A 13,227-nucleotide genomic window follows, 5' to 3' on the forward strand; every position below is an offset into this window, starting at 1 on the left:
CTAAGCCTATTTACCTAGCTGCTTCTCTTTGATTTCTGCAAGGGTTTTGCAGTCAATACATAAAGTCGCAGTAGGGCGGGCTTCTAACCGACGGATACCAATTTCAACACCACAAGTGTCGCAATAACCATATTCGTCTTGCTCAATGAGCTCTAACGTGTCATTGATTTTGTTGGTTAACTTGCGTTCACGATCACGGGCCCTCAGTTCAAGAGAGAACTCTTCCTCTTGACTGGCACGGTCATTAGGGTCAGCAAAGTTAGCAGCATCTTCTTTTAGGTGGTTAACGGTGCGGTCAACCTCTTCCATTAAGTCTTGTTTCCAGGCGTGTAAGATCCCTTTAAAGTGATCTCGCTGGCCTGAATTCATGTACTCTTCACCCTTTTTTGCCTTATAAGGGATAAAGTGTTTTAACAGTGATTCTTTTGCGTCTGACATAACTTGATTCGTTGTTGAGGGCGGTAGCGTTTAGTTTTCTTACTAAAATACACAGCCCAATTTCTATAGGTGATTTACGGCCGACAAAATAGCAGAATAATGTTGCTAAATCTAGTGAAAATGCGTCTGTGTTAGATCTATTTTCAACTTATTGTACCTGATGATGCCGCCGATTGAGAGTATTTTCAGTTATAATTCATAGACTTCACTATGTTTAGTTGCTGTTACCAAAAGCGAAGTTAAAGCACTTATTAACATTATGTATACCATAGTTCTAATCATTGGATATATCAAATGAACTTTTCATTACCATTGCAGGCCGCTACCTTACACCGACGCTATAAACGGTTTTTGGCTGATGTGGAGACAGCCGATGGAACGCCATTAACAATACATTGTCCTAACACGGGCTCTATGAAGAACTGTGCTGCAGCTAATAGTCGAATTTGGTTCTGGGATTCAGCAAACGAAAAGCGTAAATATCCATGTACGTGGGAACTAGTAGAGATAGAACAGCGTTTCTTGGCTTGTATTAATACCCAGCGAGCTAATGGGTTGGTTGTAGAGGCCATAAATAATGCCACAATTACTCAATTACAGGGCTATGGAAAGCTGCAAACTGAGGTAAAATATGGTCTGGAAAACAGTCGTATAGATATTTTTTTAAGCCAACATAAACATCTGCAAGATTGTTATGTAGAGGTGAAAAATGTCACTCTTATGACAGCTCAAGGACAAGGACTGTTTCCTGATGCTATTACAGAACGGGGGCGCAAGCACCTACGAGAATTAGCGCACATGGTGACTCAGGGGCAGCGAGCCGTATTGGTGTATTGTGTTGCTCATACGGGAATAACCCAGGTATCCCCAGCATGGGATGTAGACCCAGCCTATGCTGAGACTTTGGTTTGGGCTATTGAGCAAGGTGTGGAAGTGATGGCTTATGGAGCAGCGATTAGCTTAACTGAAATGAGTTTGGTACGTGTTGTTCCGCTAAACATGATGCCTAAAGCTTAAGTTTTGGGAATAGTGCAGTAGATTTTATCATCACGTTCTTCTACGCTTAGGCTGGTGAGAGATTTTTGATTACATGGCCCGCTAATACAAAGACCATCATCAATAGTAAACAAGGCCCCATGAGTGGCGCACTGGATAAACTGCTTATCGTAGTCTAAGAATTGGTTGGGCAGCCATTCCAACGGGACTTTTTGATGAGGGCAGCGATTGCGATAGGCCATGACTTTGCCTTGATGGCGTACAATAAACAGATTTGTGTCGTGAATTATAAACCCTTTGCTTTGGCCTTCCCCAAGCTCGTGACTGCGTATAAGCAGCGTGGGTTGTTGAGTGGGAGGCATAAGTTTGATCAACATAAGGAATAAATAGATGTGTAGCATAACAGAATTGGGGCCGTGTATTGACGAAGCGACGCATGAGAAATAAAGCTAGCCCAAAAAATTCTGGAGGTTGGATATCGTGGTTGTGGCTGTTCAAGTTTGCCACTGTGTTGTTGGTGGTGGGTGCCGTGGCACTAGTGTACCTTGATGCGCAAATTAGACACCGATTTGAAGGCCATCGCTGGTCTTTGCCAGCTAAAGTGTACGCGCGTCCACTCGAACTTTTCACCGGCCAACAGCTGGCCACAGGACAGCTAGACTATGAGCTCACCCAGTTAGGTTATCGTTGGGTAAACCGTGCAAAAGCACCAGGGCAAGTACAAAAAACAAACCAAGGTATAGTTATTTTTAGTCGCGGGTTTCGTTTCGCTGATGGTGATCAAAAAGGCCATGAGGTAGAGGTGAGCCTAAAACGAAATAAAATCACTGGGTTGCGTCAAACCTCTGGTGCAAGTATAGCGTTGTTAAGACTTGAACCACAGCTAGTGGGTGGCATTTATCCAGCACATAATGAAGACCGAGAGCTAATTCAGTTGAATGATTTACCTAATGGTTTTATCGAAACCTTGTTGGCGGTGGAAGATCGCCATTATTATTCCCATTATGGGGTCTCTCCTTGGGGTATTGCGCGAGCAATGTGGGCCAACGTTAAGGCGGGTGCCGTGGTGCAAGGTGGCAGTACCTTAACTCAGCAGTTAGTTAAGAATTTTTACCTTACAGACCGACAGACCTTATGGCGTAAACTCATTGAAGCGCCGATGGCACTATTGTTAAATATCCATTACAGTAAAGATGAGGTGTTAGAAGTTTACCTCAATGAAGTCTTTGTCGGGCAAGCTGGTAAGCGAGCAATTCATGGATTTGGCCTCGCTAGCCGTTTTTATTTTGGTCAGCCTTTGAGTGAATTGAAATTGCACCAGGTTGCGCTCTTGGTAGGCTTGGTTAAAGGTCCTTCTTATTACAATCCCCAGAGACACCCAGAGAGAGCTATTAAAAGGCGCAACTTGGTGTTGTCTATTTTGGCTCAACAGGGCTTAATTTCAGAGGCCCAAAAAATGAACTATCAGGGTCTGCCGTTAGACCTGACTGAGGCCAGTCAGGTAAGCCGCTATCCGGCCTATATGGATGTAGTAAGGCAGCAGTTACAACAACACTATCAGGCATCAGCCTTATCTAATCATGGGTTACGTATTTTTACTAGTTTAGATCCATGGGTGCAACATCAAGCTGACACAGCTATGGTTGAGCAAGTGAACAAGCTTAAGCAGCGCCATGGCAATATAGAAGGCTTGCAAGGTGCTGCAGTTGTAAGCCATAGAGGTAGTGGCGAATTGCTAGCCCTTGTGGGCGATCATAACGGTGGTTATGCGGGCCATAACTGGGCCTTGGACCGAAGCCGTCAAGTAGGTTCTCTATTAAAGCCTGTAGTGCACCTTGCTGCTTTAGAAACTGGTCAATATAGCCTTGTTACTAGCATTGATGATGCCCCAATCGCGCTACCTCAAGCCGATGGGAGCTTGTGGCAACCGCAAAATTACGACCACAAGTCCCACGGCAAGGTGCCTATGTATGAGACCTTGGTAAAGTCTTATAATCAGGCTAATGTACGTTTAGGTTTGCAGGTGGGCGTGGATAAGGTGTTGCAGCAGTTGAGGCGAATGGGTGTAGAGCAGTCTATTCCTGCCTATCCTTCAGTATTATTGGGTGCTGTTGAAATGTCGCCTTTGCAAGTGAATCAAGTGTATCAGACCATCGCCAGTAATGGTTTTTATAGCCCCTTGAGCCTAGTTCGCCAAGTGACAGAGGCTAATGGCCGGCTACTAAGCCACTTTCCATTTGCGGTTCGGCAGTCAGCCAGCAATGATTCAATTTATTTACTACATCATGAAATGCGTATGGTGGCACGGGAAGGGACGGCCAGAGGAGTTTATCGTTTCCTACCCAAGCAACAAAAAGTGGCTGCGAAAACGGGCACCACCAATGACCAGAGAGACAGCTGGTTTGCAGGTTTTAGTGGCCGACATGTTGCGACCGTCTGGCTTGGTAGGGAAGATGCCAAACCTACACCGTTAACGGGTGCAGGGGGAGCACTAAATGTTTGGGGGCAGATGATGCAACATTTGGCGTATACAGACCATGAAGACATCAAACCCCAATCGATAGACTATTATTATCTCAATATAACAACAGGCAAGGCCATGCCTGACAACTGCCCTAACGGTGTTTGGTTGCCCATGCTTAAAACTCTAGCACCCCCCATTAATACAACCTGTGGATATTAGTTAGTAATGTATAACAACGAAATCACACCTTTTAAACACTTATTACTTATATGCTTAGTGATTTTTTTGGGGGGCTGCGCAGCTCCTGGGTATGGCCCTATTGTAGAAGATTTGAGTGTGCAGGCAAGGCCTTCTGAACGAATGCCTTCTTCATCTACTAATGCGCCTACTGATACCTTAGTAACATCTCAGGCACCTACCCTTGTAGTCACAGCAAAGCCTAAACCTTACGTAGCGCCTAAAGCAGACGTTACTATTACAGCGCAGCCAATATCAAACCAAGTTGCGACGGGATCAGTGGTGCAAGAAATCATACTGCCGGTTGTGCAAGAATCGCCGTTACCTCCATCAAATCAAGCCGTGGTGGAGCAGTTGTTGGCCGAAGCTGATCAGCTAAAAGCTCAGGGTAAGGTGACTCAGGCAGTTATTCAGCTTCAAAGAGCTCAGCGAATCGCTCCGCGGGAACCTAAGGTTTACGCGCGTTTAGCAGCCTTGCAGCTATCCTTAGGTGAAGCATCACGTGCTGAACAGTTAGCACTTAAAGGTTTGACATTGGTGCCTAATAAAAATAGCTACCAGTATTATTTTTGGAAGTTGATTGGCGCCAGCCGAAGTCATTTAGGAGATACTAAAGGCGAAGCCAAGGCCATAGCTGAAGCAAAAAAATATAAATAGCCACCAAAGGCCAGTAGGCTTAAGCCATTCCATAGCAAAGCAAAACTAGTATTAAATGACCATAGGCTAGCTAGCATCAGTCCAAGGTAAAAGCCTAACATAATGTAGAGTTTGTTAATGGCTTGGCCTTTGGGTATAGCGCTTTTGGTGATCCTAAAGATAGCGAAAAGCACAGCTAATGTGCAGGCCATGAGGATGAACTTACCGTAATTATTGCCGGCCTCTGCACGTCGCATAAGTTCAAACATGGCTGCCAAAGCGAGAAAAATACGTCCCCAGGTAGCTCGCTTCCACTGCCAGCCAATGGCTAAATCTAACAACACCAATGCCATCATAGGAACACCTACGTACAAACTGAGATTGACGCCAAGGATAGCCATCTCAGGCTCAATAAATAGGCTAAAAACAGGTGCATTGGTGATGCACGCATAAGCACCTAAGCAAAGGCACAGCGCAGCTGTTTTGTGTGTGTCGTGCAGGCCCTTAAAGCGCCACAACAATACCCCAAAGGCAATAAGGCTGGCCGACAGTAGTAGGTAAATGAAGCTCAACATAGGCTAAAGCTGAGCAAAAGCTCGTTCGGCTGCAGCTAGTGTATGCACTAGTTCTTTTTCGCCATGTGCATTAGAAACAAACCCAGCTTCAAAAGCTGAGGGTGCTAAGTACACACCTTGCGCCAACATTAAGTGAAAGAAACGGCTAAATTTTTCTGCATCGCAGGCCATGGTTTCTGCAAAGCAGGTGACCTGGGTTTGGTCAGTAAAGAACAAACCAAACATACCCCCTACTTGGTTGGTGTGGAAGGCTACGTTAGCTGCAATGGCTCGCTCTTTTAGGCCTGCCATTAGTCGACTGGTGTAGTCTGTAAGTTGCTCATAAAAACCGGGCTGGCTAACCTCATCCAACATAACTAAGCCAGCACTCATGGCCACGGGGTTGCCTGACAGTGTGCCTGCTTGATACACAGGGCCTAAGGGAGCAAGAGAGTGCATAACTTTACTGCGCCCTCCAAAAGCCGCCACGGGCATGCCTCCTCCAATCACCTTACCTAAGGTGGTTAAGTCGGGTGCGATATCATAGCGCCCTTGAGCACATTGAGGACCAACGCGGAAACCTGTCATCACTTCATCAAAGATTAATAGTGCGCCACTGGCATCACAAACCTCGCGTAAGCACTGCAAAAAACCATCTTGTGGGGCGATACAGTTCATATTGCCTGCCACCGGTTCCACAATAATACAGGCTATTTTTTGGCCCATGGTGGCGAAGGTTTGTTTAACACTGTCGCTGTCGTTATAGCTGAGGGTAACCGTGTGTTCAGCAATGCTGTCTGGAACGCCAGGAGAACTAGGAACACCAAGAGTAAGCGCGCCAGAGCCTGCTTTAACCAGCAGCGAGTCTGAGTGGCCGTGGTAGCAACCTTCAAATTTAACGATCTTATCGCGGCCAGTGTGGCCGCGAGCGAGTCGGATTGCGCTCATGGTAGCTTCTGTGCCCGAACTTACCATGCGCACCATATCCATGTGTGGCAGCAGGCTGCATAATTTATCGGCCATAGCTGTCTCTACGCGTGTGGGTGCACCAAAACCTAAGCCATTTTCAATGCTCTTAGCTACTGCCGCCAATACCTTAGGATGTGCATGCCCCAAAATCATTGGGCCCCAAGATCCAACATAATCTACGTACTGACGATCGTCTTCATCGGTTAGCCAAGCACCAGATCCGTGTTTAAAAAACAGCGGATGACCACCTACGCCCTTGAATGCACGCACTGGAGAATTTACACCGCCTGGGATATGTTGTTGGGCCGCTTCAAATAGTTGGGCAGAAATAGGTGTTTGGGTGGATGACATAGAGCGATCTCAACAAAGGACAAAGTTAAGCGGCTATTATCTCCTGAAAACACCTTCTCTGCTAATCCTTTTGAGTGTATTTTAGGATTTCTTCTGCTGGCAGAACTCCTATAATACTGCCATCAACATCGGTGATGAGCAGTTGCTCGTATTCACGCTTTTTACACAAATCCCAAGCCTCCTTAAGGGTGGCCCGCGATGAACAAAAACCAAAGGCTGGGATTGGGGATCCTGCCGCTTCAATCAGGCCAATTGCAGAATCCTCATCGATTGTGATCTGGCTTTGATATAATACATGCTCGACTTCTTCATCGTCGCTATTAATGACTAACCAATTAATGCCTCGATCTAAGGCTGATAGATAACCAGTAATATCATCATCATGATGATGACTTACGTCATAATGCATTAAGCTGGTGACGCCTTGATGATTTAACGCCTGTGTGATTGGATTAGCTTGGTAATCTAAACCTTGTTTGCGCAATACTTCAACAAACACAGAGTCTTGTTTGAAAAAATAACTACAGCTGACGTTTGCGATAACAATGGTGGCCATGCCTGGCAGAATAATGCCAGGATTGTGGGTTAATTCCATGAGCCCAATCAGGGCGGCTAAGGGCGCTTGTAATACCGCACTCATCATTGCACCCATGCCTAGCATAGCGTAGAAGCCAGCATCTGATGTGGGCCCGTCTAGCACATAGCTACTAATATGACCTAGGGCGGAACCTGCACACGCTCCCATAAGAAGGGTGGGGCCAATTAAGCCGATAGGCATGCCTAAGCCTACACTAATAGCGGTAGCAAACAATTTAGCCAGCGCCAAAGCTACCAGTAAACCTAACGCATATTGCCCCTCAATAGCCATCAGAATACTATCAGTGCCCATGCCCATTACCTGAGGTACAAAGTAGGCAAGAGAGCCAGTAAAGGTGCCTGCTATCAACATACGAGCAAGGACTGGCTGAGCTGCAAAGTTTTGAATGCTGGTGACTGTTTTGGTGAACAGAGCAGCTATCGCACCAAGTACCACCCCATAAACCAGAATAAGTGGCATCTCATTCATATTAGCCATACTAATATCGGGTGCCATAAAGGCCATTTCTGCGCCATACAGGTTGTTATGTAATAGGGTTGCGGTAACTGCTGCGATGATGACTGGTGTAAAACCCATAATGCTGTATTCCAGCATTACCACTTCCATGGCAAAAATAACGCCCGCCATTGGGGTATTAAACGAGGCGGCTATAGCACCTGCAGTACCACAACCCACCATAAGGCGTACGCTGTTGTGGGGTAGATGGAAGAAGCTACCTATTTGTGAGCTCACGGCAGAACCTAGGTGAACTGCTGGGCCTTCTCGTCCAGCAGACTGGCCTGTCAAAATGGCTATGGCACCCCCAAAAAATTGTACAATGGTGTTTTTAAATGGCATTTTTCCTTGGTGATAAGCCATGCGAGCCATGACATGCGCCACACCTGTTTTGCGCTCATCGGGCGCAAACAGCATGAGCCACAGCCCAAGTAGCAGACCGCCAATAACAGGCAGGAAGAAATACCAAATAGGGTCTAAGTTCTCAAAACTTTCGGCCGTGCCGCCTGGGAGCCAATGTTCAAGGGGGATTTCAAATAAACTGCGAAACGCAACAATTACTAAGGCCGCGGCTACGCCGCTTACAAAACCAAGAAAGCAAATTTGTGGTAGGGCATCGTCATAGGCTAGGCGCCGCCGAAAATGGCTAGCCCCGAAGTGCATTGGGTTTAGGCGCTCAGCCAGTTTTTGTTTTAGATTGACCATAGGTAATTACTCGTTAATACATTATATTATGTTTTTATAAATACGAGCGACGATGTATGCAGTTTACCTTACATTCATCATGCTGACTAATTGCAACATAGTCATTATTATCTTGCCCCCCCTTTAGCTTTGCTGTTGGGTCTATTATCATGGCATTAGTAGAGTCTTTTATGGAAAGGGAATAAGTGTGAAAAAAGTAGCCATTGTTGGTGGTACTGGGTATACGGGAGTTGAGCTGTTGCGTCTTTTGGCGCGCCATCCTCACGTTGAGGTATGTGCTATTACGTCTCGTTCAGAGGCCGGTAAATCGGTGGCTGATATATACCCCAGTTTAAGAGGTGAGTACCATCTTGCTTTTACTGAGCCAACAACAGCAACCTTGGCTCAAGCTGATCTAGTCTTCTTTGCTACGCCTAATGGTGTAGCGATGAAGCAAGTGCCTGATTTGCTGGCTTCGGGGACTAAAGTCATTGATTTGGCAGCCGATTTTCGTATTCAAGATATCGATATTTGGTCTCACTGGTACGGTATGGAACATGCGTGCTCTGAATTGGTGACGCAGGCGATCTACGGTTTGCCGGAGGTCAATAAAAGTGTGATCAAGAGCGCTAGTTTAGTGGCCAACCCCGGTTGTTACCCAACGGCTGTGCAGTTAGGGTTGTTGCCTTTGATTGAGCAAGGCTTGATTGATACGCAGTACCTCGTCGCCGACTGTAAGTCGGGTGTCAGTGGTGCTGGGCGTGGTGCAGCCGTGGGTAGTTTGTTGTGTGAAGCAGGCGATAGCTTTAAAGCTTATGGGGTGGCGGGACACAGACACCTTCCAGAAATAAAAGAACGCCTATCAATAGCAAGCGGGGGACCAGTAGGGTTGACCTTTGTACCCCATTTAGCGCCTATGATCCGTGGTATTCATGCCACCTTGTATGCGCGCTTGATCAGCGGCCAACAATCGCTAGAATCCATTCAGGCAAAGTTTGAATCGCGATATATTGATCACCCTTTTGTGGATGTTATGCCACTGGGAAGTCACCCAGAAACTCGTAGCGTGCGGGGTTCAAATATCTGTCGTATTGCCTTGCATCAACCTCAAGGAAAGGATACCTTGGTAATATTGTCGGCTATTGATAACTTGGTTAAAGGTGCCGCAGGACAAGCCATTCATAATATGAACTTGATGCTTGGGCTAGAAGAAACTGCAGGTTTAGATATTGTGCCTCTTGCACCTTAGTTGTGGGCCTAGTTAAGGCGCAGATAGCCGGTGCTAATACTTGACTAAATTACTAGGTTAAGCGCATAATTCCTGCCCTGAAAATGTCGAAGAGAGCGTTATGCCCCACACTGACGAACACGATTATTCCGATGCTACGCCACCAGCGATGGGTTTTACCGACTCTGCAGCAAAGAAAGTAACTCACCTCATGGAAGATGAGGATAACCAGGATTTATGTTTGCGTGTGTATGTCACTGGTGGCGGCTGCTCTGGGTTTTCCTACGGCTTTACCTTTGATGATAAAGTGGCAGAAGATGATACTCAGATTGAAAACGGTGAGGTAACTATGGTGGTGGATGCCATGTCGATTCAGTACCTCATGGGAGCCACGGTAGATTACAAAGAAAGTTTACAAGGATCGCAATTTTCTGTCACCAACCCCAACGCAACCACAACCTGTGGCTGTGGTTCAAGTTTCTCCATATAGGTTTGCTAATTAGACGCCAACGGACTGCCTAGCTGGTATGACTGAAGCTGAGCCAAAATGGCATTGGCCATAGGTTTAAATTCTTTCATCTGCTTTTTGTTAAGTGGTTTTACGTTAGGAAACTTCACTTTTAGTGGGTTCTTGTGTACGCCGTTTGCGCGAAATTCATAGTGTAAATGTGGGCCGGTGACTAGGCCAGAAGAACCAATATAACCAATAATTTGCCCTTGTTTCACGCGACTGCCTTTTTTTACTTTGCTGTTGTATTTTGACATGTGTGCATACAGCGTGGTGTAAATACCAGCATGTTGTAAGATAATAGTGCGCCCATAGCCACCTTTGGTGCCGCGCCAGATCACTTTGCCATCGCCAGATGCTTTGATTGGGGTGCCTGTGGCTGCAGCGTAGTCTACACCTCGGTGAGGGCGGATGGTTTTAAGAACAGGGTGCTTGCGGTTTGGATTATACTTTGAGCTAATGCGAAAGAAGTCTACAGGGCTGCGCAAAAACGCCTTGCGCATGCTGTAGCCTTTTGGGGAGTAGTAATTACCGTCACTGTGGCGGATGGCATTAAATACTTGACCCCGATTGGTGAATTGCGCTGTTAAGATATGGCCTTCACCGATGAACTGGTCATCTAGATATTTCTCCTCATAGATGAGTGCAAATTGGTCTTGTACTCGAATATCCAAAGCGAAGTCGATATCCCAGCCAAATATATTGGTCAGTTCCATGAGTTTCTTCTGACTTAGGCCTGCACGTTGACCGTCTAAAAACAATGAGTTGCTGATAGCTCCTTGTATAAAAAGAGTTTCGATGTCAGGTTGGCGAGTAATCGTTTCAACCTTGTAGGGGCCTTGTTCTTGGCGGGTGATAATAATCTGCTGCAAAGGGCTTTTGATGAGGCGAACTTTTTGCAACTGCCCGGCATTAATTACAAAGTCTAAAGTGTCTCCGGGGAACAGGGTGCGCAATGAGTTAGACTTTTTGGTGGCTTGGGTTACTCGGTATACATCTCGCGCCGATAATCCGACGCGTTGGAATAGGGTGCTGAGGCTATCGCCAGACTTAACCGTAACAGAGGACCAGTTTTCAACCTTAGCTTTGGTCTTTGGTTGCACTGGGGTTTGAGAGCTTTCAACGGGCAGTTTTAGGCTTAAGTCGAGGGTTTGACTGGTGTTTGCGCTGATAGGCTCATCGTAGTCGGACCAAAGGACAATAATTCGCATCACTAACAAAAGAAAAATTAGAATTAGCAAATATGGTTTTGGGAAGTGCTGGAAAAGTTTGGAAAGGACTATCATAAGGTGTGGATATAAGAAATTTGAACAAGGAAATAGCGTAAGTGGCGTATGATAACACGCCTGAGTGGCAAAAATAGTCCGTTTTACGCCAAATTACACTAATTGAGGCGCGCGGGAGCGCTTTTCTATTACCCCTAAATCGAGCTAGAATATGCGCTTTTCCAGTCCGCACCATTGGCTGGCTCAAACGCCTTAAATAACTGTACAAATAAGCGACTTACTATGACTGCTGTAGATACTAACTTACTCGCCGATTTACAAATGCGCGGATTGGTTAATCAAATGACTTCCCCCGAAGAGCTTACAAAGCATTTGCAAAAGCCTCGCGTGCTGTACTGTGGGTTTGATCCAACAGCCGATAGTTTGCATATTGGTAGTTTGGTTCCCTTGTTGGTATTGCGCCGTTTCCAGCAAGCAGGCCACAAACCACTGGCTTTGGTGGGTGGTGCTACGGGTATGATTGGCGACCCAAGCTTTAAGGCTCAAGAACGCAAGCTCAATGCCACTGACATCATCAGTCAGTGGGTAGATCGCCTTAAGGCGCAAGTGTCTGCTTTTATTGAATTTAATGATCAAGGTAATAGTGCAGAGGTTGTGAATAACTACGATTGGACCAAAAATGTAGATATCCTAACGTTTTTGCGAGATGTGGGTAAGCATTTTTCGGTGAGTGCGATGATTCAAAAAGAATCGGTAAAACAGCGTTTAGAGCGTGACGGTGAGGGTATTTCGTTTACCGAATTTGCCTATATCATTCTGCAGTCGTTCGATTTCTCGGAGCTCTACAAGCAATACAATTGTAGTCTACAAATAGGTGGTAGTGACCAGTGGGGCAACATAACAGGTGGAATTGATTTAACTCGTCGCCAGCATCGTGCTCAGGTATTTGGTTTAACTCTGCCCTTAGTTACAAAATCTGATGGCACAAAGTTTGGTAAAACCGAAAGTGGCACTATTTGGTTAGATGCAAAGAAAACGTCGCAGTATGCCTTTTATCAGTTCTGGATTAATACAGCTGATGCAGACGTCTATAAATTCTTACGTTTCTTTACCTTCTTAACTGAAGTTCAGATGCTTGCCATTGAGGAGCAAGATAAGGTAGCAGAGGGTAAGCCTCAAGCTCAAAGTATTTTGGCTACTGAAGTGACACGCTTGGTCCATGGAGAGGAAGGCTTGCAAGCCGCCATAAGAATCAGCCAATCACTTTTTTCTGGACAGCTTGAGCAATTGACTAGCGAAGACTTGCAGCAGCTTTATTTAGACGGCATGCCAGCTTCGAAGACAAGCGAGAAAGGCATGACGTTGGTTCAGATATTGGTTGATTCTGGTTTGGCTAAGTCTAATAAGATGGCACGAGAGTTTATTGGTAATAATGCTGTTAGCGTGAATGGTGACAAGGTGAGTAATGTTGAAGCGGTTTTAACGTCTTCTTCAGGCTTGCACGGGCGGTATCACGTGATAAAGCGTGGAAAGAAGTTGTTCCACTTGTTGCACTGGGCAGAGTAAATCATTAACCCCCTAAGTGGTTGGTTTTCGAACAATTATTACTGAGATTGATTTCGGATTAATAAATTGCGTATTAATTAAGTTTTTTTGAAAAAGCGTGTTGACAAATAAGCTCAGATCTATAGAATACGCCACCTCGGTTGAGCACACGGCCTCACGGCAAGTGACTTAATCGACCGCTCTTTAACAATTTAATCAAGTAATTCGTGTGGGCGTTTGTTGGATTGGCAATAAGACCTAAACTTTATTTAGGCAACGATCAAACAGACGACTCGTG

At 45.8% G+C, this 13,227-nt stretch carries 12 protein-coding genes; 6 read left to right on the plus strand and 6 right to left on the minus strand.

What is annotated here, in order from left to right:
* Nucleotides 1-6 precede the first annotated feature (6 nt).
* Nucleotides 7-438, minus strand: a complete 432-nt coding sequence (gene dksA, locus ABXT70_RS01505) for an RNA polymerase-binding protein DksA (protein WP_443641421.1) — start codon at nt 436-438, stop codon at nt 7-9.
* A gap of 294 nt (nt 439-732) precedes the next feature.
* Between dksA and sfsA the strand changes: the two genes are divergently transcribed.
* Nucleotides 733-1,455 (plus strand): DNA/RNA nuclease SfsA, encoded by a 723-nt coding sequence (gene sfsA / locus ABXT70_RS01510; RefSeq protein WP_443641422.1) that lies wholly within the window; start codon nt 733-735, stop codon nt 1,453-1,455.
* Here the strand turns inward: sfsA and ABXT70_RS01515 are convergent.
* Nucleotides 1,452-1,796: a Rieske (2Fe-2S) protein gene (locus tag ABXT70_RS01515; RefSeq protein WP_443641423.1), complete on the minus strand. Its 345-nt coding sequence runs from the start codon at nt 1,794-1,796 to the stop codon at nt 1,452-1,454. The genes sfsA and ABXT70_RS01515 overlap by 4 nt on opposite strands.
* A gap of 74 nt (nt 1,797-1,870) precedes the next feature.
* On the opposite strand from ABXT70_RS01515, the gene mrcB reads away from it, so the two are divergent.
* Entirely contained in the window at nt 1,871-4,117 is a 2,247-nt protein-coding gene (mrcB, locus tag ABXT70_RS01520) for a penicillin-binding protein 1B (protein ID WP_443641424.1), read from the plus strand.
* 6 nt (nt 4,118-4,123) lie between these two features.
* Nucleotides 4,124-4,792, plus strand: coding sequence for a hypothetical protein (locus ABXT70_RS01525; RefSeq protein WP_443641425.1), 669 nt, complete (start codon nt 4,124-4,126; stop codon nt 4,790-4,792).
* On the opposite strand, the gene ABXT70_RS01530 is transcribed toward ABXT70_RS01525, so the two are convergent.
* The 3 genes from ABXT70_RS01530 to ABXT70_RS01540 form a co-directional block, all read right to left on the minus strand.
* A complete protein-coding gene (locus ABXT70_RS01530) occupies nt 4,732-5,346 on the minus strand; it encodes a hypothetical protein (protein ID WP_443641426.1) in 615 nt (204 codons plus the stop codon). The genes ABXT70_RS01525 and ABXT70_RS01530 overlap by 61 nt on opposite strands.
* Before the next feature lie 3 nt (nt 5,347-5,349).
* Nucleotides 5,350-6,645, minus strand: coding sequence for a glutamate-1-semialdehyde 2,1-aminomutase (gene hemL / locus ABXT70_RS01535; RefSeq protein WP_443641427.1), 1,296 nt, complete (start codon nt 6,643-6,645; stop codon nt 5,350-5,352).
* 61 nt (nt 6,646-6,706) lie between these two features.
* Nucleotides 6,707-8,443: a chloride channel protein gene (locus ABXT70_RS01540; protein ID WP_443641428.1), complete on the minus strand. Its 1,737-nt coding sequence runs from the start codon at nt 8,441-8,443 to the stop codon at nt 6,707-6,709.
* A gap of 187 nt (nt 8,444-8,630) precedes the next feature.
* Here ABXT70_RS01540 and argC point away from each other — a divergent pair, with 187 nt between their 5' ends.
* A complete protein-coding gene (argC, locus tag ABXT70_RS01545) occupies nt 8,631-9,671 on the plus strand; it encodes an N-acetyl-gamma-glutamyl-phosphate reductase (protein WP_443641429.1) in 1,041 nt (346 codons plus the stop codon).
* Between the two features lie 100 nt (nt 9,672-9,771).
* Nucleotides 9,772-10,140: an iron-sulfur cluster insertion protein ErpA gene (erpA, locus tag ABXT70_RS01550; RefSeq protein ID WP_443641430.1), complete on the plus strand. Its 369-nt coding sequence runs from the start codon at nt 9,772-9,774 to the stop codon at nt 10,138-10,140.
* 5 nt (nt 10,141-10,145) lie between these two features.
* Here erpA and ABXT70_RS01555 read toward each other — a convergent pair whose 3' ends face one another.
* Nucleotides 10,146-11,399, minus strand: a complete 1,254-nt coding sequence (locus ABXT70_RS01555; RefSeq protein WP_443641431.1) for an OapA family protein — start codon at nt 11,397-11,399, stop codon at nt 10,146-10,148.
* Nucleotides 11,400-11,666: 267 nt separating this feature from the next.
* Between ABXT70_RS01555 and tyrS the strand changes: the two genes are divergently transcribed.
* The gene (tyrS, locus tag ABXT70_RS01560; protein WP_443641432.1) at nt 11,667-12,950 is read left to right on the plus strand and encodes a tyrosine--tRNA ligase; all 1,284 of its coding nucleotides are present in this window, start codon (nt 11,667-11,669) and stop codon (nt 12,948-12,950) included.
* Nucleotides 12,951-13,227 lie beyond the last annotated feature (277 nt).

It is taken from the genome of Candidatus Njordibacter sp. Uisw_039 (assembly GCF_047730075.1).
In the GTDB taxonomy this organism is placed as follows: domain Bacteria; phylum Pseudomonadota; class Gammaproteobacteria; order Pseudomonadales; family Balneatricaceae; genus Njordibacter.